This is a genomic window from Comamonas sp. CMM03, assembly GCF_019218715.1.
In the GTDB taxonomy this organism is placed as follows: domain Bacteria; phylum Pseudomonadota; class Gammaproteobacteria; order Burkholderiales; family Burkholderiaceae_C; genus Comamonas; species Comamonas terrigena.
In genome coordinates this window covers 252594-271086 of sequence record NZ_JAHUXB010000005.1, presented here as the reverse complement: position 1 = coordinate 271086, position 18493 = coordinate 252594, and the positions used below count along the sequence as shown (strand labels likewise).

The 18493-nt window shown below is 62.9% G+C and carries 22 protein-coding genes; 13 read left to right on the top strand and 9 right to left on the bottom strand.

Going from position 1 to position 18493, the window contains the following annotated elements; genetic code table 11:
- Positions 1-10: 10 nt before the first annotated feature.
- Positions 11-904 carry a LysR family transcriptional regulator gene (locus KW830_RS18075; RefSeq protein ID WP_218333940.1) on the bottom strand — a complete coding sequence of 298 codons (894 nt, stop codon included), beginning with the start codon at positions 902-904 and terminating at the stop codon, positions 11-13.
- Between the two features lie 117 nt (positions 905-1021).
- Here KW830_RS18075 and metE point away from each other — a divergent pair, with 117 nt between their 5' ends.
- Together metE and KW830_RS18065 are read left to right on the top strand one after the other, a co-directional pair.
- The gene (gene metE, locus KW830_RS18070; protein ID WP_218333939.1) at positions 1022-3352 is read left to right on the top strand and encodes a 5-methyltetrahydropteroyltriglutamate--homocysteine S-methyltransferase; all 2331 of its coding nucleotides are present in this window, start codon (positions 1022-1024) and stop codon (positions 3350-3352) included.
- A gap of 182 nt (positions 3353-3534) precedes the next feature.
- Positions 3535-4005, top strand: a complete 471-nt coding sequence (locus KW830_RS18065) for an OsmC family protein (protein WP_218333938.1) — start codon at positions 3535-3537, stop codon at positions 4003-4005.
- A gap of 210 nt (positions 4006-4215) precedes the next feature.
- Here KW830_RS18065 and KW830_RS18060 read toward each other — a convergent pair whose 3' ends face one another.
- Together KW830_RS18060 and KW830_RS18055 are read right to left on the bottom strand one after the other, a co-directional pair.
- Positions 4216-4671 (bottom strand): acetyltransferase, encoded by a 456-nt coding sequence (locus KW830_RS18060; RefSeq protein WP_218333937.1) that lies wholly within the window; start codon positions 4669-4671, stop codon positions 4216-4218.
- Positions 4672-4969: 298 nt separating this feature from the next.
- The gene (locus tag KW830_RS18055) at positions 4970-5641 is read right to left on the bottom strand and encodes a hypothetical protein (RefSeq protein ID WP_066535255.1); all 672 of its coding nucleotides are present in this window, start codon (positions 5639-5641) and stop codon (positions 4970-4972) included.
- Between the two features lie 177 nt (positions 5642-5818).
- On the opposite strand from KW830_RS18055, the gene KW830_RS18050 reads away from it, so the two are divergent.
- Positions 5819-6220, top strand: coding sequence for a DUF2750 domain-containing protein (locus KW830_RS18050; RefSeq protein WP_218333936.1), 402 nt, complete (start codon positions 5819-5821; stop codon positions 6218-6220).
- Positions 6221-6585: 365 nt separating this feature from the next.
- Positions 6586-7101, top strand: a complete 516-nt coding sequence (locus KW830_RS18045) for an N-acetyltransferase (RefSeq protein WP_218333935.1) — start codon at positions 6586-6588, stop codon at positions 7099-7101.
- A gap of 54 nt (positions 7102-7155) precedes the next feature.
- Here KW830_RS18045 and KW830_RS18040 read toward each other — a convergent pair whose 3' ends face one another.
- Entirely contained in the window at positions 7156-8040 is an 885-nt protein-coding gene (locus KW830_RS18040) for a LysR family transcriptional regulator (RefSeq protein ID WP_218333934.1), read from the bottom strand.
- A gap of 241 nt (positions 8041-8281) precedes the next feature.
- Between KW830_RS18040 and KW830_RS18035 the strand changes: the two genes are divergently transcribed.
- From KW830_RS18035 to KW830_RS18020, 4 genes are all read left to right on the top strand, one after another.
- Entirely contained in the window at positions 8282-8794 is a 513-nt protein-coding gene (locus tag KW830_RS18035) for a universal stress protein (RefSeq protein WP_218333933.1), read from the top strand.
- Positions 8795-8910: 116 nt separating this feature from the next.
- The gene (locus KW830_RS18030) at positions 8911-9885 is read left to right on the top strand and encodes a TerC family protein (RefSeq protein ID WP_192333017.1); all 975 of its coding nucleotides are present in this window, start codon (positions 8911-8913) and stop codon (positions 9883-9885) included.
- Positions 9882-10421 carry a universal stress protein gene (locus tag KW830_RS18025; RefSeq protein WP_218333932.1) on the top strand — a complete coding sequence of 180 codons (540 nt, stop codon included), beginning with the start codon at positions 9882-9884 and terminating at the stop codon, positions 10419-10421. The genes KW830_RS18030 and KW830_RS18025 overlap by 4 nt, the downstream gene beginning before the upstream one ends.
- Before the next feature lie 247 nt (positions 10422-10668).
- Positions 10669-11046: a hypothetical protein gene (locus KW830_RS18020; protein ID WP_218333931.1), complete on the top strand. Its 378-nt coding sequence runs from the start codon at positions 10669-10671 to the stop codon at positions 11044-11046.
- A gap of 123 nt (positions 11047-11169) precedes the next feature.
- Here the strand turns inward: KW830_RS18020 and KW830_RS18015 are convergent, their stop codons facing one another.
- Positions 11170-11388, bottom strand: coding sequence for a hypothetical protein (locus tag KW830_RS18015; protein WP_218333930.1), 219 nt, complete (start codon positions 11386-11388; stop codon positions 11170-11172).
- 341 nt (positions 11389-11729) lie between these two features.
- Between KW830_RS18015 and KW830_RS18010 the strand changes: the two genes are divergently transcribed.
- The gene (locus tag KW830_RS18010) at positions 11730-12026 is read left to right on the top strand and encodes an H-NS family nucleoid-associated regulatory protein (RefSeq protein WP_218333929.1); all 297 of its coding nucleotides are present in this window, start codon (positions 11730-11732) and stop codon (positions 12024-12026) included.
- Positions 12027-12623: 597 nt separating this feature from the next.
- On the top strand, positions 12624-13181 hold the full coding sequence (locus tag KW830_RS18005; protein ID WP_218333928.1) for a hypothetical protein: 558 nt from the start codon (positions 12624-12626) through the stop codon (positions 13179-13181).
- A gap of 240 nt (positions 13182-13421) precedes the next feature.
- On the opposite strand, the gene KW830_RS18000 is transcribed toward KW830_RS18005, so the two are convergent.
- Positions 13422-14399 carry a sensor domain-containing diguanylate cyclase gene (locus KW830_RS18000; protein ID WP_218333927.1) on the bottom strand — a complete coding sequence of 326 codons (978 nt, stop codon included), beginning with the start codon at positions 14397-14399 and terminating at the stop codon, positions 13422-13424.
- 239 nt (positions 14400-14638) lie between these two features.
- Positions 14639-14968, bottom strand: coding sequence for a hypothetical protein (locus KW830_RS17995; protein ID WP_218333926.1), 330 nt, complete (start codon positions 14966-14968; stop codon positions 14639-14641).
- A 143-nt stretch (positions 14969-15111) separates the two neighbouring features.
- Here KW830_RS17995 and KW830_RS17990 point away from each other — a divergent pair, with 143 nt between their 5' ends.
- The gene (locus KW830_RS17990; RefSeq protein ID WP_255578817.1) at positions 15112-15327 is read left to right on the top strand and encodes a hypothetical protein; all 216 of its coding nucleotides are present in this window, start codon (positions 15112-15114) and stop codon (positions 15325-15327) included.
- Positions 15328-15508: 181 nt separating this feature from the next.
- Here KW830_RS17990 and KW830_RS17985 read toward each other — a convergent pair whose 3' ends face one another.
- A complete protein-coding gene (locus KW830_RS17985) occupies positions 15509-15931 on the bottom strand; it encodes a MerR family transcriptional regulator (RefSeq protein WP_218333924.1) in 423 nt (140 codons plus the stop codon).
- A gap of 84 nt (positions 15932-16015) precedes the next feature.
- Here KW830_RS17985 and KW830_RS17980 point away from each other — a divergent pair, with 84 nt between their 5' ends.
- Together KW830_RS17980 and KW830_RS17975 are read left to right on the top strand one after the other, a co-directional pair.
- Positions 16016-16954, top strand: coding sequence for an NAD-dependent epimerase/dehydratase family protein (locus tag KW830_RS17980; RefSeq protein WP_218333923.1), 939 nt, complete (start codon positions 16016-16018; stop codon positions 16952-16954).
- 16 nt (positions 16955-16970) lie between these two features.
- Positions 16971-17657: a type 1 glutamine amidotransferase domain-containing protein gene (locus KW830_RS17975; protein WP_218333922.1), complete on the top strand. Its 687-nt coding sequence runs from the start codon at positions 16971-16973 to the stop codon at positions 17655-17657.
- A 99-nt stretch (positions 17658-17756) separates the two neighbouring features.
- Here the strand turns inward: KW830_RS17975 and KW830_RS17970 are convergent, their stop codons facing one another.
- Positions 17757-18326, bottom strand: a complete 570-nt coding sequence (locus KW830_RS17970) for a cysteine dioxygenase (protein ID WP_218333921.1) — start codon at positions 18324-18326, stop codon at positions 17757-17759.
- Positions 18327-18493: the final 167 nt, after the last annotated feature.

Below are 18493 nucleotides of genomic sequence, written 5' to 3'. Positions count from 1 at the left end.
CTGCGAACACTCAGGCCGCGCTGAACGGCTCGCGCGCCAGCGCAATAAAGGCCTGCAGGTAGTCGATGTCCATGTCCACCTCGCGTGCGCCCAGGTGGATCTGCTTGGCAATGCCTTTCTTGCCCAGGCGCACAGGCACCACCGGCATCTTGCCGGCGTATTCCAGCGCCAGCCAGCGCGGCAGCGCCGCCACGCCCCGGCCGCTGGCCACCATCTGCAGCATGATGTCGGTGGTCTCGATGGTCTTGTGCCGGCGCGGCGCAATGCCTGCGGGCAGCAGAAACTGGTTGTAGATGTCCAGCCGGTCGGTGGCCACCGGGTAGGTGATCAGCACCTCGCTGCTCAGCTGCCGGGGCAGCACATAGTCCGCCTGCGCCAGCGGGTGCTGGCTGGAGACCACCAGCACCTGTTCGTAATCGAACACCGGCACAAACTCCAGGCCCGGCTTGTACAGCGGGTCCGGCGTGACCAGCAGGTCGATCTCGTAGCCGAACAGCGCGCCAATGCCGCCAAACTGGAACTTCTGTTTCACGTCCACTTCCACATCGGGCCAGGCCGCCAGATAGGGCGAGGCGATCTTCAGCAGCCACTGGTAGCAGGGGTGGCATTCCATACCGATGCGCAGCGCCCCCCGCTCTCCCTGGGCGAACTGCTTGAGCCGGGCTTCGGCCAGATCCAGCTGCGGCAGCACGCGATTGGCCACGGCCAGCAGGTACTGCCCGGCCTGCGTCAGCCGCAGGCTGCGGCCTTCGCGCAGCCAGATATCGGTGCCCAGCTGGCCTTCGAGCTTTTTCATGCTGTGGCTCAGCGCCGACTGCGTGACGCACAGCACATCGGCCGCCGCGGTCAAAGAGCCTTGTTTTTCAACCTCTTGGAGGATGGCGAGATGGATGCGCTCCAGCATGAATGAATACAACTCATGGATATGTGAGATTTAACCATTTTACTTCATGGATATCGATCTCTAGCATTCGCCCCCATTGCTTGAACGCACAACGCTTGACGACAGGAGCAGCATTCCATGACCACCATCCACAACCTTGGCTTTCCGCGCATCGGCGCCCAGCGTGAACTCAAGTTCGCGCTGGAGTCCTACTGGAAAGGCGAATCCTCTCGCGATGCACTGAAACAGCTGGGCGCCGAACTGCGCGCACGCCACTGGGCCAGCCAGCAAGGCCTGGACCTGGTCCCCGTGGGCGACTTCGCCTTCTACGACCAGGTGCTGGACATGAGCTTCACCCTGGGCAACCTGCCCGAGCGGGTGCAGGACTTCCATGGCGACCCGCTGGACAACTACTTCCGCGTGGCCCGGGGCCGTTCCGCCCAGGGCACCGAAGCGCATGCCCTGTGCTGCGGCGGTGTGGCCGCCGGAGAAATGACCAAGTGGTTCGACACCAACTACCACTACATCGTGCCGGAGTTCACGGCCGCCACCACCTTTCAGCTGGACGCCTCGCGCCTGCTGGAGCAGCTGGCCGAAGCCCGGGCACAGAACGTGAACGCCAAGCCCGTCATCATCGGCCCCATCACCTACCTGTCCATCGGCAAGGCCAAGGACAACAGCAACAAGCTGGATCTGCTGCAGCGCCTGCTGCCCGTCTATGCCGAACTGCTGGAAACGCTGGCCGCACAGGGCGTGCAATGGGTGCAGATCGACGAGCCGGTGCTTGTGACCGAGCTGGACGCCGACTGGCAGCACGCCTTCAACCTGGCCTACCACCACCTGAAGGCCAGCCGCCTCAAGATTCTGCTGGCCACCTATTTTGGCGAGCTGGCCGACAACAAATACCTGGCCGCCAACCTGCCCGTGGCCGGCCTGCACATCGATGTCACCACCGGCCGCGACGATGTGCAGCAACTGCTGGGCCTGCTGCCCCCGCACAAGGTGCTGTCGCTGGGCGTGATCAATGGCCGCAACATCTGGAAGACGGATCTGGCGTCCGTACTGGACTGGCTGGAACCGCTGGCCGAACGCCTGGGCGAACGCCTATGGATCGCCCCCAGCTGTTCCCTGCTGCATGTGCCCGTGGACCTGAACAGCGAGCACAAGCTGGATGCCGACGTCAAATCCTGGCTGGCCTATGCGCTACAGAAGCTGGACGAATTGCGTGTGCTGGGCCAGGCGCTCACGCAAGGCCGCGCCGCCGTCAGCGCCGAGCTGGCAGACAACGCCGCCGCACTGGCCACACGCCGTGCCTCGCCGCGCGTGCACAACCCGGCCGTGCGTGCCGCCGTGGCCCGCATCACCGCCCAAGTGGGCCAGCGCCAAAGCGCCTACAGCGTGCGTGCCGCCAAGCAGGCGGCGCTGCTCAAGCTGCCGGCCTTCCCCACCACCACCATCGGCTCCTTCCCGCAGACGGCAGAAATCCGCCAGGCCCGCAGCGCCTTCAAGGCCGGGCGGCTGGACAGCGCCAGCTACCAGGCGGCCATGCGCGCCGAGATCGAGCGCAGCGTCCGCGAACAGGAAGCCCTGGGTCTGGACGTGCTGGTGCACGGCGAGGCCGAACGCAACGACATGGTCGAATACTTTGGCGAACAGCTTGACGGCTATGCCTTCAGTCAGTTCGGCTGGGTGCAGTCCTATGGCTCGCGCTGCGTCAAGCCGCCCATTCTGTTTGGCGACATCAGCCGCCCCCGCGCCATGACGGTGGAATGGATACGCTATGCCCAGTCGCTCACCGCCCGCCCCATGAAAGGCATGCTGACCGGCCCGGTCACCATCCTGAACTGGTCCTTTGTCCGGGACGACCAGCCCCGCGCCGATTCCTGCTACCAGCTGGCCCTGGCCATCCGCGAGGAAGTGCTGGACCTGGAGCGCGCCGGCGTACAGATCATCCAGATCGACGAGGCCGCGCTGCGCGAAGGCCTGCCGCTGCGCAAATCCCAGTGGCAGCACTATCTGCACTGGGCGGTGGAGTCCTTCCGCATCACGGCCAATGGCGTGGCGGATACCACCCAGATCCACACCCACATGTGCTATTCGGAGTTCAACGACATCATGGCCTCGATTGCGGACATGGATGCGGACGTGATCACCATCGAGACTTCGCGCTCGGACATGGAACTGCTGGACGCTTTTGAACACTTCCAGTACCCCAACGAGATCGGCCCCGGGGTGTACGACATCCACTCGCCCAACATCCCCACCCAGCAGCACATCGTCAGCCTGATGCACAAGGCGGCAGAGCGCATCCCCGCCGAGCGCCTGTGGGTCAACCCCGATTGCGGGCTGAAAACGCGCCAGTGGGCCGAAGTGATTCCGGCACTGCAGCACATGGTGGCCGCCGCCCGCAGCCTGCGCTCCGATCCCCGGTTGGCCGCACAGGCGGCGTCAGCAGCGGTGCTGGTGTGACGGTGGCCGGCAGTTGGCGAGCAGGCGAGCCATGCAGGGACAGCGTGGTCTCACCTCTCATTGGCTCACCCCTCCGCCGCCACAGGCCACCATGCAGACCGTGGCAGCACAGGGCGGCGGACCTTCGGGAACCGTCTTGCAGCATAGGCAAAATAAGCCCCATTCAGCAGCAAGACAAAACCATGACGCACAAATACCAATCGCACATTGTGTGGACCGGCAACCGTGGAGAAGGCACCGTCGGCTACCGCTCCTATGACCGCACCTGGGACATCGCGGTCGAGGGCAAGCCGGTCATCCATTGCTCCAACGACCCCTTGCTGGGTGGCGATCCCGCCAAGATGAATCCCGAAGATCTGCTGCTGTCTGCGCTGGCCGCCTGCCACATGCTGTGGTACCTGCACTATGCCGCCGTGGACGGGGTGGTGGTGCTGGACTACCAGGACACGCCGGTGGGGATCGCAGAGCTGGGCCCAGGCGGTGCCGGCAGGTTTGCCAGTGCCACGCTGCATCCAAAGATCACGCTGCAAACCGGCAGCAATGTGGAAGTGGCCCGCGCTATCCATGGCCGCATTCACGAAGTCTGCTTCATCGCCCGCTCGGTGAACTTCCCCATCACCTACGAACCGGTGTTTGTCTTTGCTGACAAGTGATACAGAGGATGCAGAGCGCTTCTCGGGAGGCAGGCCCGGCTGACCGTCTCAGAGGTTTCTTTGCCAGGGCTGCCTGCTACGTGGAAAGCAGGCAAACAGCGGATCACCCCATGGCGAGCCACCCGGTCGATGCGTGCTCTCGGCGCGTCTGAATGCAGAGTCTGTTGGTGAGACAAAGGGGCAGCAGCGCCGCCCGCCCCCTGGCGGCCCTTACCGCCCTTCAGCCCCCGGCGTACCGTGTTGCAGATGGATCAGCGGGTAAGGACGCCCTTGCCCATCCAGCGCAGAACGGCCTGTGCGCTGAAAACCCATGCTTTCGTAAAAGCCTATCGCCTGAGCGTTCTGCTCGTTGACGTCGGTGGTCATGCCTGCGTGCAACGCCAGCCCGTGGCGCACCAGCGCTGCGCCAATGCCTTGGCCTCTGACCGCAGGGTCCACAAACAACGCTTCCATGTGGCCGTTGTCGATCAGCATGAACGCCAGCGGCCGGTCGTTCCCGTCCACCGCCAGCCACAGCGGGGCGCTGAGCAGAAAACCGCAGACCATGGCATCCAGCGCCACCCGGTCTTCGCGGGTCAAAAAGTCATGGGTCGCATCCACAGCATCACGCCAAATTTCCACGGCGCGCGCGCCGTCATTTGGCCGGGACATTCGTATTGCAGTCATGCCGTGATTATGGGTATGGGCGGGCATGCATCAGCGGAAAACAGTTGCCTGCCTGCAGCTGTCTAAAGCATCCGCGCTAGCGGCGGGCTTAGGCTGGTCTGAGTCAGACGCGGGTGACCCGCTGAACGACTGCGGAGGCTGTCACCGGGCATTCGACGGCTGGCTGCTCCTATGACTGGTTTGCTTCCGAGAGCGGGTGCACGGCGATCAGTGGCTGGTGGTGCGCGGGCGAATTACTGGTCAGTCGGGCTGGAAACTGCTCCGGCGGGTTCTGGAGCATCGCCCCCAGAGGCACATTTCAATTTGAGAGCAACGCCTTGGCAGCCTCGATGCGCAGCGACATATCCACATGCGGATCATTCATCACACGCAGCAGGAAGGCGTGCGGATCGCTCTCTTGGCTGACGAGCGGTGCGGTTGTCACAGCAGGCGCGCCGGGCTGCGCGGGTACAGGCGCCGCGCCGAGCCGTCGCATCGCCTCCTGCCAGGCATCGAGCAGGATCGTCTGCTGCCGGGCCAGCAGATCCGCCTGTCCTTCCGCGCCGGGCTCCACATCGAGCCAGGGCGTGTCCTCGAACACCGGGGCGAGGTCTGGGGCCACGAAGGCGGCCCATTGCTCGACGGCCACCTGCTGCGGTGGCAGGATGACCTCGAGATTGGCCGTCAGCACGCGGACGCGTTGCGGGGCCGCTTGAGCCAGCCAGCGCCGGCGTAGCGCCGCGGCGAAGGACTCGGCCTCGGTCGCAGCAACTGGCACGGCCGTAGAGAACCACAGCTGATAGCCGTGGCGTCCATTGATGGCAATGCCCGGCGCCGGCAGGTCCAGCTCGGCCTGAACGCCGCGCCACAGCGCCCCGAGCGAACTCCAGTCGGCCGGGCCGGCCAGCTCGATGCAAAGCGCCCGCACGCTCCCGTCCGGCAGCGGCGGCGGGAACAGTCGGAGTACTTCGTCTTGCAGTCGATTCGTCATCGGCGGCACTATAAGGGATGCCCTCCGGCCGGTCGGCCAACACTCTCCGATGACCTTGATCGACCCACAGCAGTCCTACGCATCGGTGCTACCGTCAATTCATCATTTCTAGAACGACTAGACCTCCGGCTGTAACTTGGTGACAGAATGCCTCACTAATCCAGCGCCAATTCCCATATGGAAAAGTCTTATTCACTCAATCGGCAACAGTACCAAGCTATATCGGCACTTGCTAGTCATCAGCGTTATCGACATTTCATCGGTCGAGTATCCGACTGGGAATTTGTGTGGGGACTGAGAAATGAAGATGGATGGGTGACAGCCTCAGACAACAGTGGAAATCTTGTGTCCCCTTTTTGGCCACATCCCGATTATGCAACTGCTTGCGCAGGTAGCGAGTGGGCAGGAAATTCCCCAGCGAGCATTGAGATTCACCATTTCTTGAGTCGTTGGCTTCCCGGTATGGAAAAGGACGGCATGCTTGCGGCAGTATTCCCAACGCCAACAATGCAGGGGGTAATCGTTTCACCGCGCCAGTTGCAAAGGGATATTGAAGAGGAACTATCTCACTTAGAGTGAAAAAAGTAGTTCGAAATTCCGCTTCTGGCCGAGAGCGCCATTTCGGCCGCACGGGCAACAGACATTCCTAGGGGGTTGGTGCGCCGAGTACCGGCCAGACCGGCTGAATGACTGCTTCACCCTGGTCAGCGGTCATCGTTCTCGGCGCTGCAACAGGCGTACCGATGTCGGCTTCATGTCCCAGACCGTGATCCCGGCTTTCGACCGCGGATGGCGGCACCCGCTGCTTTGCAGTCATTGCTCCCATCAATGCACGTTTTGAGGTAGCCGGATACAAAGCTTCCCGACTTTCGCCCCCTGCCGTTTGAACCCGCTGCAACGAGATGTGAGAATGGCTGCCGACCACCAGCAGCCAAGGATGCACCTTGATTTCCGTTCGCCCCATCGCCCCGCATGAATGGCCGAAGTACCGGGATATTCGTCTGCAAGCGCTGCAGGACGCCCCCGATGCCTTTGGCAGCACCTGGGCGGCGGAAGCAACGCAGGCGGATGAGCACTGGTCCGCACGGATGGCAGCGGCAGCCGCAAGCGATACGGACCGCGCACTTTTTGCCGTCCATGGTGAGACGGTGTGTGGCCTGGTCTGGTGCAAGCTGTCCGCCGCAGAGCCCGGCGTGGCCGACATCTACCAGATGTGGGTGGCGCCGACTGCCCGTGGCCTGGGGGCAGGCCGGGCCCTACTGAGCCAGGCACTGGCCTGGGCAAAAAGCCGTGGGACACAGCGTGTCCGGCTGGGGGTAACGGTAGCGGACTCCCCGGCCATGCAGTTATACAGATCACACGGTTTTGCCCCGGTGGGAGAGCCAGAGCCGCTGCGCGCAGGCTCTGCCCTGATGGCGCAGGCCATGGAACTGGGCTGGAGCACGCCCACTGCGCACTGAGCAACGCGGTGCAGGGTGTCAGGGTCAGTGGTTTGAGCCTCTGGCAAGACCGAGCTAGCCGCCAGTAGGAAACAGCTTCTGCACCAGCGGGTGCAGCAGCTTGCGGCTGGCGCCGATGGCAAAGAACTGCTCCTCCACCCCCGCGCAATCGCCCAGGCGCTTCACGCCGTAGCGGGTGGTCAGTTCGTCGTGCACCAGGCTTGCCATGGGAAAGACGCCCATGCCCGCCGCGCCAAAGGTCTTGAGCAAGGCGCTGTCCTCGAACTCTCCGGTCACATGGGGCTGTATGCCTTCGCGCTCAAACCACTGGTCCAGCCTGGCGCGCACCGCGGCGTGGGTGGTGGGCAGCAGCACCGGCACCTTGGCCAGCGACTGCGGAAAGCCCCGCCGGGCTGCGGCGTAGAGCGAGGCCGGCGCATACCAAGAGATGGGTGACGCGCACAGCAGGTGGCTGTAGACCTTTAGATTGGGGTTGGGCGGGGCAGCGCGGTCTGCCAACACCACATCCAGCCGGTGCAGCGCCAGGTCCCCCAGCAGATCCGCAAACTCGTCCACCAGGCACAGCAGCCGCAGATGGGGTTCCTGCATCGCGGGCTGCATCAGGCTGCGCACCGCCAGCTTGGGCAGTTCGTCGGCAATGCCTACCACCAGGCGCACCGTCGGCGTACCCACGGCATCGTGCACCACCGCAGGCAGTTGCTCGCCCAACTGAAAGATCTGCTCGGCCTGCCGCATCGCGGCCAGCCCCGCATCCGTCAGCACCAGCCCCCGCCCGGCGGGCTTGAGCAGGGCATAGCCCAGGGACCGTTCCAGCTCGCGCACCTGGGTGCTGACGGTCTGCACCGCCATGCCCAGGCGTTCCGCAGCACGGGCCATGCCGCCTTCCTTGGCGACTACCCAGAAATAGTAGAGGTGCCGGTAACTGAAGCCTGGACCCATGGTTCGGTTTTTCAGAGCTGTGGCTTCCTGATTATCTGCTTCTACAAACCGGCTGCATGGCTATCGTTGGGGCATCGCATGCAGGGAAACACCAAGGGGAAGAACGGGGAGGGATACCTGGGAGGCATGCCGGGCAGCGGCCCGCCCCACCCGCTGCGATCCCAGGACCCATGCGGCCATGGCGCAGGCATGCACCGCCATCCGCTGTGGCACACACCGTGCAACTGCCAGGAGAAAGACCATGCTGAAAGTTCTTGTCCCGTCCGATGGCTCCGCCAATGCGCACTACGCCGTGCGCCATGTGATCCAGCAGTACCAGACGCAGCCCGGTCTGGACATCCACCTGCTGAACGTGCAGCCACCCTTTCCGCAGCTTTTCACCGATTACGCCAGCAAGGGCGACCTGATGGAGTTCCACCAGGAGCAGGCCGCATCCGCGCTGGCCGGCACCCGGCAGCTGCTGGATGCGGCGGCCATTCCCTACACCGTGCACACGGAAGTCGGCAACACCGTGGACTGCATTGTCGACACCGCGCGCCGGCTGGGCTGTGACGGCATTGTGATGAGCACGGCGCGCAAGAGCGCGCTGGTGCGGCTGGTCGAAAACTCGGTGACCAACCAAGTGCTGGCGCGCACCAGCGTGCCCGTGGAGGTGATTGCGGGGGAAGCTGCCACCAAAATGGAGCGCTTTGGCATTCCCGCAGGCGTTGGCGCCGGCGCGGGCCTGGTCGCCTTGTGGATGGCCTCCAGCTGACCCGGTCCGCGCCTGCGGCCGGGGCGGCCCCGCCATGTGCCCGCCCGGGCATCCCGGCCAAAGCGGCCCTGACGAAATACACCGCATAAACGGCACACCCCGCCTGGAGCCTTGGCATGCACACCATCGACACCCTGGCCACCGGCCCGATGTGGATCGGCTTCATCACCTTTGTGTGCGCCATGCTGGCCCTGGATCTGTTCGTTCTGGGCGGCAACAAGGCACACAAGGTGTCGGTGCGGGAGGCCGCAGGCTGGACCGTCACCTGGATGACGCTGGCCACCACATTCGGCGTTCTGCTGTGGTGGTATCTGGATGCCACGGCCGGCCGCGACATCGCCAACCGCAAGGCGCTGGAGTTCTTTACCGGCTACCTGATCGAACAGGCGCTGTCGGTCGACAACATGTTCGTGTTCGTGATGATCTTCACCTACTTCGCCGTCCCGGCGGAGCTGCAGCGCCGGGTGCTGCTGTACGGCGTGGTGGGCGCCATCGCCATGCGCGCCATCATGATTCTGGGAGGCATCTGGCTGGTGTCCGAGTTTGCCTGGGTGCTCTATCTGTTCGGGCTGCTGCTGGTTATCACCGGGGGCAAGATGCTGTTCATGCACGGGCAACAGCCCGACCTGGAACAGAACCCCCTGCTGCGCTGGCTGCGCAGCCACATGCGGGTGGCTCCGGGCTTTCACGGCCAGGCGTTCTTTGTGCACATCGACGGGGTGCGCCATGCAACACCCATGTTCCTGGTGCTGCTGATGATCGAGGCCAGCGATCTGGTCTTTGCCGTCGACAGCATCCCGGCCATCTTTGCGGTGACCACCGACCCCTTCATTGTCTTTACCTCCAACATCTTCGCGATACTGGGGTTGAGGGCCTTGTACTTTCTGCTGGCGGACATGGCGGAACGCTTCTACCTGCTGAAGTACGGTCTGGCCCTGGTGCTGATCTACATCGGGGGCAAGATGCTGGCCATGCCGTGGTTCCATATGCCGGCGCACTGGTCGCTGGCCATTGTGGGATTGATCGTGCTGGTCTCCGTGTGGCTCAGCGTGAAGCTCTCCGCCCGCAAACCGTCCAAGGGGGTTGTATGAGCGATGCAGCCACACCGGCCACCATCTCGGCCTCTGTCCCGTCCTGTATGCCAGCACCGGATCTGGAGCGGCGCGACAACCTGGGCAGGCTGACATCCCTGGCCTGGTTCGGCGGCCAGACCCGCGCCGTCACCACCAGCACGCGCTGGCTGGTAGCCGTGGACGGTTCCGCATGTTCTCTGCGCGCGGTGACCGCCGCCGCGCACCTGGTGGCGATGGGGCAAGGGGATGTGCTGGATCTGGTGAACGTCCAGCCCTGGCTGAGCAAGGAAGCCGCAGAGTGCGAACTGGCACGGCGCGGCTGGGCCGCCACCGCCCAGGCGCGCCAGTTGCTGCAAGCATCCGCCACGCCCTGGCAACTGCATGTGATGATGGGAGAGGATGCCGCCGCCATCGTGGAACTGGCCGAATCACTGGACAGCCTGGGCATCTGCATCGGCTCCCACGGGTGGACGGCCGCCGAAGCCGTGCTGCTGGGCTCCGTGGCCTGCAAGGTCTTGCGCCTGGCCAAGATGCCGGTCCTGATCGTGCGCTAATCCAATTCCGCCCCAGGCGGACGTCACCGTGGCGGGCACAGGCTGTGTGTTCGCGCAGCCATCACAGCGGCCTGCAACGGGAAATTAGCGAACCACGCCTGACTGAGTAACGACATATTGAGAATCGCGTTTGCAACGCTAAAGCAGACCTTCACTGCAAATAGCTCTGCCTCTTTTACAGTCAGTGAAACCCAGATCCCTTGCTGCTTTGCAGCTCACCATAAACCCAATAGCTTCTGAAAACCAGATGAAGAAACTTCTGTTGCCTGCCTTGATTGCCATGGGCTTTACAAGCCCTGCCTGGGCCGACGCCGAAAAGGACATCGTGCAGGTCCTGGCCTCTTGCCTGGTGGAAAATGCACCAGGCAATTGGGATGAACTTTCTGTGCATTACGCCCGCAATGGAAAGGATGACAAAGGCCTCAACCAAGTGTCGGTGACCCACCGCGTGAGTGCCGGCGGTGTGACAAACAGGCTGGAGCCATGTAGACCCCTGATTCCTGCGATGTTGCTAGAAAAGCTCAGCGTCACCCTTCCTGAAAATTCACAGCAATGGAAGGCCGTCGACATCAAGATATTCAAAACCGGGCGGTTTAGCATCGACTGGGTACAGCCTGAAAACTAAGCCCTGTACAACTGCAGGCTGGCACCATTCGAAAACAGCGCCCCCATGCCTCCAATGGCGCGCAGACCGGCGCTGCAGATATGAGCGATTGGGGCGACTGGGGCGGCGGTGCGCAGGAGCGGCTCAGCGGATCTCGAAGATTTCCGCATCCGACATCACCGCCTGCTCGTGGTAGATGTCGTAGAGGTACTGGGGCAGCTCGGCATGGCTGACCTCCGGCGGAATAGCCAGATCCACCGGGCCACGCTTTCCATCACCCCCGATGGCAAAACAGCGCCAGGCCGGGCCATGGCGCTCTATGGCCAGGATGTCGCCAAACACATTGAACCGGTACTTTTCCATGCTTGCTCCACAGTAGGGCACTGCATCCTAACGCCCTGTCGCCGCCCTCCGCCACATTGGCCCAAAACGGTAAAACGGTGTACAGCCCGTGGCGGCCCTGCCCCTGGATCTGTGCAGGCAACCCACACCTGATCAGCACGCAATATGAATGCGCTGGGGTAGAAAATGGCCACCATATAAATTGATTTACATTCCAGCAATCAAAAATATCTCCATACCATTGATAATCAATCAACGGGCACTGATTACCAGGTATTGGTACCCGGGGTAAAACCTTCGTAAACGCCATATCCGCAGTCCATCAACGGCCACTGCACCATCACACTGAAGGGATCTGCACCATGAGTACCTACCAAAGTCTGCTTCAACAGAAATCCGAACTGGACGCCCTGATCGCCGAGGCCCAGCACCGTGAAAAGTCCCAGGCTGTGGCGCAGGCACGCGCGCTGGTCGATCAATATGGTCTAAATGTCGACGATGTGTTTGGCAAAAAGAACACTACGGGCGCCCGCACTGCAGGCGCGCGCGCGACGGTGGCGCCCAAGTACCGGGATCCGGCCACCGGCGCCACCTGGACTGGTCGTGGCCGGGAACCCGTCTGGATCAAGGGCAAAGACCGTGCCGCATATGCCATCTGAGTGAATGCGCACCCGCCCCAATGAGCCCGCTGCATGCGGGCCTTTTTATGCCGGTGCTGCGGGAAAAACCTGGGCCAATATGGTTTGGGGGAGATGCAGAAAAACCGCCGCCTGCTGGCGGCCCGCACGCACGCACCTTCTGGCACGAGACAAGTCGGGTTATGCCGCAAGCCCGGCAGCCTGATGGATGAAGTGGCTGGTATTTATCCAGCAACCCATGGCTGCTCCTGCTCCCACCCGCATTGCTTTACCTGTGTGAAGGGTATGCGCCTTTTGTCCAGCGTGCACGCCATTTATCCGAGGGCGTGGGGCAATAGCAGGCAGCCGCTCCCATAATGAGAGCATCAAATCTCCCTCCTCTCACACGTGAATGAGAGGACTTCCCCCGGCATTGCTGGGGATTTTTTTGTGCCTGCCTTGCATGAGATATCCCCATTACCCATGCCAATGGGGCCAGAAAGCCACTCCGTTGTGTCGCCAGAACATTCGGCCTGGGTGGCCTGCACTGGCATCTGGCCCGGTGATCCACGTCAAAAAGCGACTCCAGAAGCGCCGCACCGCTGAAGTAGGATGACCGTTTTGGCAAAGAGTGAAGTGATGCGATTTGGCTTTTCGACGGCGGTGCATTCAGTGGTGGTGATGGCAGCGGGTGCTGCCCTGGTGGCTGGCGCCGCAGAGCGCCAGCAGCGGCAGTCCGATCCCCAGAAGGTGGATGTGGCCACCATGCTGGCCTGCAGGTACGACGTGCCCACCTACAACGAATACGCCATGGCCCTGGGTGCTGAGGGCGAAGGGGCTGCCGCGCTGGGGCTTACACGCATTCCGGATGAATCCAACCCCTTCATGCACGAGTACGACCTGGCCGCACCGGTGAAGGTACTGGGCTACCGCACGCAGCGCGTGGCGCTGGCTTCCGGCGCGCTGATGGCGGTGCTGGACAATGTGAAGCCGCAGGAAGTGGCCCACAAGCTCGGCATCGAAGAGGCCCTGCGCGATGACAGCTTCAAATACATGGCCATGCGCGTGGCCCACCACACCCAGGAAAAAGTGGGCAGCAGCACCATCAACACGGTCATCAGCCATGAGGTGTCCACCGTGGTCACCCACCCCGGCAAGGTGCTGGTGGGCTGCAGCTACCGCGTGAACACCTTCTGACCGGTTGAGCGCCGCTGCGTGCTGCAGGCGTCACCCCGGCAACCGCTGGGGCGCTGCTGCACGCTGCATACACACGGCTACGGCTCCCTGGGCATGCCCGGCGAAGCCACGGCATGGAAAGCGGTGTCAGCAGCGGCGCTGGCACGCTGCCCTGGCCAACCCTGCTAGAGGGCTGGCGGGCTGGCGCGGCCGCAACCACCTCCGCCGCAAAGATCCCACGCTACGGAAGCTATTTGGCGTCTATTTGGCGTCCAGCGGACTGGGGGCCAGACTGGGGGCGTTGTGCATGGCCACAATGCGGTTTTTTCCGCTTTTCTTGGCGGCGTACAGCTGCTTGTCCACATCGTCCAGAAACGCCGAAGGCTCGACGTCTGCATCCGGCGTGATGGTGCCCGCACCAATGCTGACCGTCACATGCTCCCGGATCGGAGACTGTGCGTGCGGAATCGACCGCTTCTGGATCAGCCGCTGGCAGCGGTTGGCCACTTTCAGCGCCGTCGCGGCATCGGTGCGTGGCAGCAGGATGACGAACTCCTCTCCGCCATAGCGGGCCACCAGGTCATGGGGGCCGTCGACGGCCAGGCTCAGGGTGCTGGCGATATCCACCAGGCATTTGTCCCCCTGGATATGCCCATACTCGTCGTTGTACTGCTTGAAGCAGTCGATGTCGAACAAGAGCACGGACAGCGGTGCGCCGTCGCTGAGTGCACGGTCCCATTCCATGGCAAAGCACGCATCGAACCGGCGCCGGTTGGCAATGCCGGTCAGCCCATCCTTGAACGAAAGCGCTTCCAGCTCACGCTGCAGGACCAGGAGCTTTTCCTCGGTTTTCTTGCGCTCGGTGATGTCGAACATGAACCCGACCAGGGCCTCGGGGCTACCATCCGGAAAGCGCATCACATGCACCACATCCCGGATCCAGACATAGCCGTTTTCGGCCGTCAGTGCCCGGTAATCAGCCTCATGGTCAATGCCGGCCTGGGATTGCGACACGCAGAAATTCACCACGTAATCCCGGTCATCCGGGTGCATGCGCATGACCCAGTCCTCTACCGTCTGCCAGCTGTCCTGGGGCCAGCCCAGCAAAGGCTCAATCTGGGGACCTATATAGGCAAATTTCTTGGTCGCCCAGTCAATCTTCCACGGTATGGCCTTAGTGGATTCCAACAGTGTTTTGTAGACAGCATCACTCTGACCCCATGCGGAAACATCATTCATGCAGCACCTCCCTCCGGCCACCAACTTGTTCCCCGGGCGCCCGCCAGACAGGCTGAACGTGCTACCCGGGCAAGATCTGGGCGATTTCACTGAGCAAGAAATGATCCGCTGCAGCAGTGTCAAAGAGTGTAATTGACACTACGAAAAATTTTTATTGACAATTTGATTCCAATTGTTTGGCGCTATCAAACAAGCAGAATCGCGCCGCAGCGCGTGGCGCCAGCCTGGTCGGACCCGGTTCAGGAACCTTGGCTTTTGGGCGTGTGACGGCGGTCCTGCCGGCCATCCGCATCCCAGTACAGCGGCGCAATACCCAGGGAGGTGCGCTGGCCATTTGTGTCCACCACATGGCAGTCGGCGCCCTCCACCACCGACACCGGAATGCCGTGGAAAACCGCTTCCCAGCCCGGTGGGGGGCAGTAGCTGCCGACCGACATCACCGCCTTGCGGGCATCCGTCAACGCATTGAACGCCTTCTGTGTCAGTTCGAACCGTCGCGGCGATGCACCTGCATGGGCATCCCAGTGCTCGCGCAGCGCGGCGACCATTGCATCGTAGATGTTGGCCATGGCGTAAGTCTAAGGGAGTAGCCGGGTGCTGATTTATTTCTCCGAACGCCAATGCATGCGTATTTGGAGGCTCATAATCCACGCTGAAAAGAAAACGGAGACATATGGATTTCCTTGGAAACCAGCCCACTGAGCTGAGAAAAATGAAAAGCCAGCTCCTGGCGCAGGAAGCGCTTTTGTTCTCCGTCATCGAAACGCTGGAGCCCATGCAACGCAGTGGCCTGCTGGAGCGGTTCGAACACCATGCAGAAGAAGCCAAAACCGAGCTGCTGAACTCCATGGCCACCGACGAGCTGTACGAACGCCTGCTGGAGCACCTCGACAGATATTCCAAGAATATCCAGCATATTCCCAAATAGATTCCCCCTGTGCTCTGCCCGCCCGGCCCACGCCGCGCGGGCTTTGTTTTCTGGCGTGGAGATGGGCTGCCAGGTCTGCACATGGGCCGCGATGGGCGTGGTTCTGCCCGGCTCTACCCGGTTCAGGCATGGCCGCCGTGGCCAAGAAAATAAGGCCCCGGGAACCGTCGGCTGCGCGTGTTCAGCAGGCGGTCGCAGACCGCGGGTCACGCAACTGTTCCAGCACCCATTGCGGGCGCTGCGCACAGGCCAGATCTTCGGGACGGCTGTGCAAGGTGGCAATGGCTGCCAGCAACTGCGACCGGTTCTGCGCCAGGCGCTGCTGCAGCTTTTCAATCTCTGCCACCTTGCGTTGCAAGCTTTCCAGCAGGGCCTGGTGCTGCCACACGGCCTGCGAATCCGGCAGCAGGCTGCGGATTTCATCCAGCGTGAAACCGGCGTTTTGGGCCATGGCAATGATCTCCAGCATCCACAGGGCCTGGGGACCGTATGCGCGGTACCCATTTTCCTGCCGTTCAGCGGGGGGAAGCAGACCGCTTTTCTCGTAAAAACGGATGCGCGAAGCCGCGAGGCCCGTGCGTGCAGCAAGTTCGCCGATCTTCATGGGAGGTCCAGTTTTCACCTTGACATTAAAGTTAACTTTAACGTTAGAGTGAATGCATTGTCCACCGCTGCAGGAACCTGTCTCATGCACACCATTTTGGGCGCCACCGGCCAGATTGCCGTGGAACTGGCCCGTGAACTCCACCGCACCTACACCACCGACCTGCGACTGGTGAGCCGCCAGCCGCGGAAGATCCACGACAGCGATACCCTGGTGGCCGCCAACCTGCTGGATGCCGCGCAAACGGCCCGGGCCGTCCACGGCAGCCACACGGTGTACTTCACGGCCGGCCTGCCGCCGGATACAGCCCTGTGGGAGGCGCAGTTTCCAGTGATGCTGCGCAACGCGCTGGATGCCACGCGGGCAGCAGGCGCACGGTTTGTCTACTTCGACAACACCTATATGTACCCGCAGGACAGCCGCCCGCTGACCGAGGAAGCACCTTTTGCCCCCGTGGGCCGCAAAGGCCAGGTGCGCGCGGCCATGGCCAGCATGGTGCTGGAAGAAATGGCGCGCGGAGACATCCCGGCCCTCATCGGCCGGGCGCCCGAGTTCTACGGTCCTGGCAAAACCCAGAGCATCACCAATACCCTGATCCTCGATCGCATTCTGGCCGGCCAGAAGCCGCGCGTGCCGGTACGCGACGACACCCTGCGCACACTCATCTGGACACCGGATGCCAGCCGCGCGCTGGCGGCCCTGGGCAACACGCCGGATGCATTCGGCCAGACCTGGCACCTGCCCTGCGATGATGACCGCCTGACCTACCGGCAATTCATCGCACTGGCATCCGAGGTCTGGGAACGCCCCCTGCCCCACCAGGTGCTCCACCCATGGATGCTTGCCGCCGCCGGTCTTGTTTCCAGGCAGGTGCGTGAGCTGCGTGAGCTGCTGCCCCGCTACGGGCAGGACAATCTGTTCGACTCCTCCAAGTTCAAGCGGCGCTTTCCGGCGTTTGAAGTGACCCGCTACCGCCAGGGGCTGGCGCAGATCCATACGGCATCCCGCGGCCGCGCACAGTGACGGAAGGGGGCAAGCCATGACCCGTCGCATCGTGCACGTGGTGAGCAATGTGGACCGCTATGCGAATTCCGCCACACCCACGGGACTGTGGCTTTCGGAGCTGACCCATGCCTACGACCTCTTCGCTGCACAAGGCCATGCACAAAGCATTGTGAGTCCTCAGGGCGGCGCATCGCCTTTGGAGCCTAGATCGCTGCGATGGCCCCATGCCGACACATCGGCCCGACGCTGGCTGAACGATCCCGCCGCCATGAACCTGCTGGCGCATACCGTGTCGCCCGGCCACCTCGACCCCGCCGATTTTGATGCCATCTATTTCACCGGAGGCCATGCGGTGATGTGGGACTACCCGGACGACGAGCAGCTGCAAGCCCTGACCCGCGGCATCTATGAAGTGGGCGGCGTGGTGGCATCGGTATGCCACGGATACTGCGGCCTGTTGAACACGCGCCTGTCGGACGGCACGTTGCTGGTGCAGGGCAAGCACATCACCGGCTTTTCATGGGCCGAAGAAGTGTTGGCCGGGGTGGCCAGGCAGCTACCCTACAACGCCGAAGCCGAAATGAAACGCCGGGGCGCCCACTACGAGAAGGCTTGGTTGCCATTCATCCCCAAGGTGGTCGTGGACGGTCGCATCGTGACGGGCCAGAACCCGCAGTCGGCCAAGGCAACGGCCCGCAAGGTGGCGGCGCTGCTGGCCTGACGGGACATGCATGGCCTGCATGCAGACCGATACCAAGCTGCCAGGGGGCGGGCTCTGCAGCGGTTGCGGACAGCCGGCAACCGCCCCAGGCTGCCTCGCTCAGCTTTCGTTGTGCACGACCTCGATCCGCTGGCGGGTGCGGGCGGCCACATCGTAGATGTTGAAGTTGCTCATGGTCCTGCCGTACAGGTGCAGGCTGACGGCACGTGAGCGCTCTGCGGGCACGCCCGTCACATGGATGTGATCCGGATTGGGCACAAAGCTGGTGACCGCCCCATGCCGCAGCAGCACCGTGCCGCCGCGTGCCAGTTCGATTCCGGCATTCGCCCCGCGATCCGGTGACAGCCGCACATAGCTGCGCTCCTCCAGCACGCCCTCGACCACGCCGACCACGCCCCAGCTGCCATGGTCGTGCACCGGGGTCCACTGGCCTGGCAACCAGACAATGGCATACAGCGAGAGGCTGGCATCCGGCGCGTCAAAGATGAGGTTGCGGGTGTAGCCCGCGGCATTGCTGCGGTAGTGCTGCGGCTCCAGAAAGGAGCCGGCCTGATCGATCAGGTCCAGCATCAGCGGGGCAAGGGCCAGCACGCAGTCGGCAGCATCCGGCTGCTGGCGGCTGCGGCTGGTGGCCTGGGCGATGAACGCCGCAAGAGCGAGGGAGGTCATGGCGAAATTGTGTGGCGGGCGACTTCACGCGCCAAGCTTTGGGCGCCCAACGTAGGGGCGACAGGCCGACACGGCTGGACCGCCCTGGCACCACACGCCCTGCCGGGCCACACCAGACAATGCAAAAAAGCCCACCGGGCAACGGCCAGGCAGGCTTCTTCGGGTTC

Bases quoted from the DNA above. Each gene is read 5' to 3' on its own strand.
- KW830_RS18000 (WP_218333927.1), bottom strand. From the start codon at position 14,399: ATGAATGATGTTTCCGCATGGGGTCAGAGTGATGCTGTCTACAAAACA.
- KW830_RS18020 (WP_218333931.1), top strand. From the start codon at position 10,669: ATGAAGAAACTTCTGTTGCCTGCCTTGATTGCCATGGGCTTTACAAGC.
- KW830_RS18050 (WP_218333936.1), top strand. From the start codon at position 5,819: ATGGAAAAGTCTTATTCACTCAATCGGCAACAGTACCAAGCTATATCG.
- KW830_RS18060 (WP_218333937.1), bottom strand. From the start codon at position 4,671: ATGACTGCAATACGAATGTCCCGGCCAAATGACGGCGCGCGCGCCGTG.
- KW830_RS17985 (WP_218333924.1), bottom strand. From the start codon at position 15,931: ATGAAGATCGGCGAACTTGCTGCACGCACGGGCCTCGCGGCTTCGCGC.
- KW830_RS18075 (WP_218333940.1), bottom strand. From the start codon at position 904: ATGCTGGAGCGCATCCATCTCGCCATCCTCCAAGAGGTTGAAAAACAA.
- KW830_RS18040 (WP_218333934.1), bottom strand. From the start codon at position 8,040: ATGGGTCCAGGCTTCAGTTACCGGCACCTCTACTATTTCTGGGTAGTC.
- KW830_RS17995 (WP_218333926.1), bottom strand. From the start codon at position 14,968: ATGGCCAACATCTACGATGCAATGGTCGCCGCGCTGCGCGAGCACTGG.
- KW830_RS18055 (WP_066535255.1), bottom strand. From the start codon at position 5,641: ATGACGAATCGACTGCAAGACGAAGTACTCCGACTGTTCCCGCCGCCG.
- KW830_RS18015 (WP_218333930.1), bottom strand. From the start codon at position 11,388: ATGGAAAAGTACCGGTTCAATGTGTTTGGCGACATCCTGGCCATAGAG.
- KW830_RS18025 (WP_218333932.1), top strand. From the start codon at position 9,882: ATGAGCGATGCAGCCACACCGGCCACCATCTCGGCCTCTGTCCCGTCC.
- KW830_RS18035 (WP_218333933.1), top strand. From the start codon at position 8,282: ATGCTGAAAGTTCTTGTCCCGTCCGATGGCTCCGCCAATGCGCACTAC.
- KW830_RS17970 (WP_218333921.1), bottom strand. From the start codon at position 18,326: ATGACCTCCCTCGCTCTTGCGGCGTTCATCGCCCAGGCCACCAGCCGC.
- KW830_RS18010 (WP_218333929.1), top strand. From the start codon at position 11,730: ATGAGTACCTACCAAAGTCTGCTTCAACAGAAATCCGAACTGGACGCC.
- KW830_RS17975 (WP_218333922.1), top strand. From the start codon at position 16,971: ATGACCCGTCGCATCGTGCACGTGGTGAGCAATGTGGACCGCTATGCG.
- KW830_RS18030 (WP_192333017.1), top strand. From the start codon at position 8,911: ATGCACACCATCGACACCCTGGCCACCGGCCCGATGTGGATCGGCTTC.
- KW830_RS18065 (WP_218333938.1), top strand. From the start codon at position 3,535: ATGACGCACAAATACCAATCGCACATTGTGTGGACCGGCAACCGTGGA.
- KW830_RS18005 (WP_218333928.1), top strand. From the start codon at position 12,624: ATGCGATTTGGCTTTTCGACGGCGGTGCATTCAGTGGTGGTGATGGCA.
- KW830_RS17980 (WP_218333923.1), top strand. From the start codon at position 16,016: ATGCACACCATTTTGGGCGCCACCGGCCAGATTGCCGTGGAACTGGCC.
- KW830_RS17990 (WP_255578817.1), top strand. From the start codon at position 15,112: ATGAAAAGCCAGCTCCTGGCGCAGGAAGCGCTTTTGTTCTCCGTCATC.
- metE (WP_218333939.1), top strand. From the start codon at position 1,022: ATGACCACCATCCACAACCTTGGCTTTCCGCGCATCGGCGCCCAGCGT.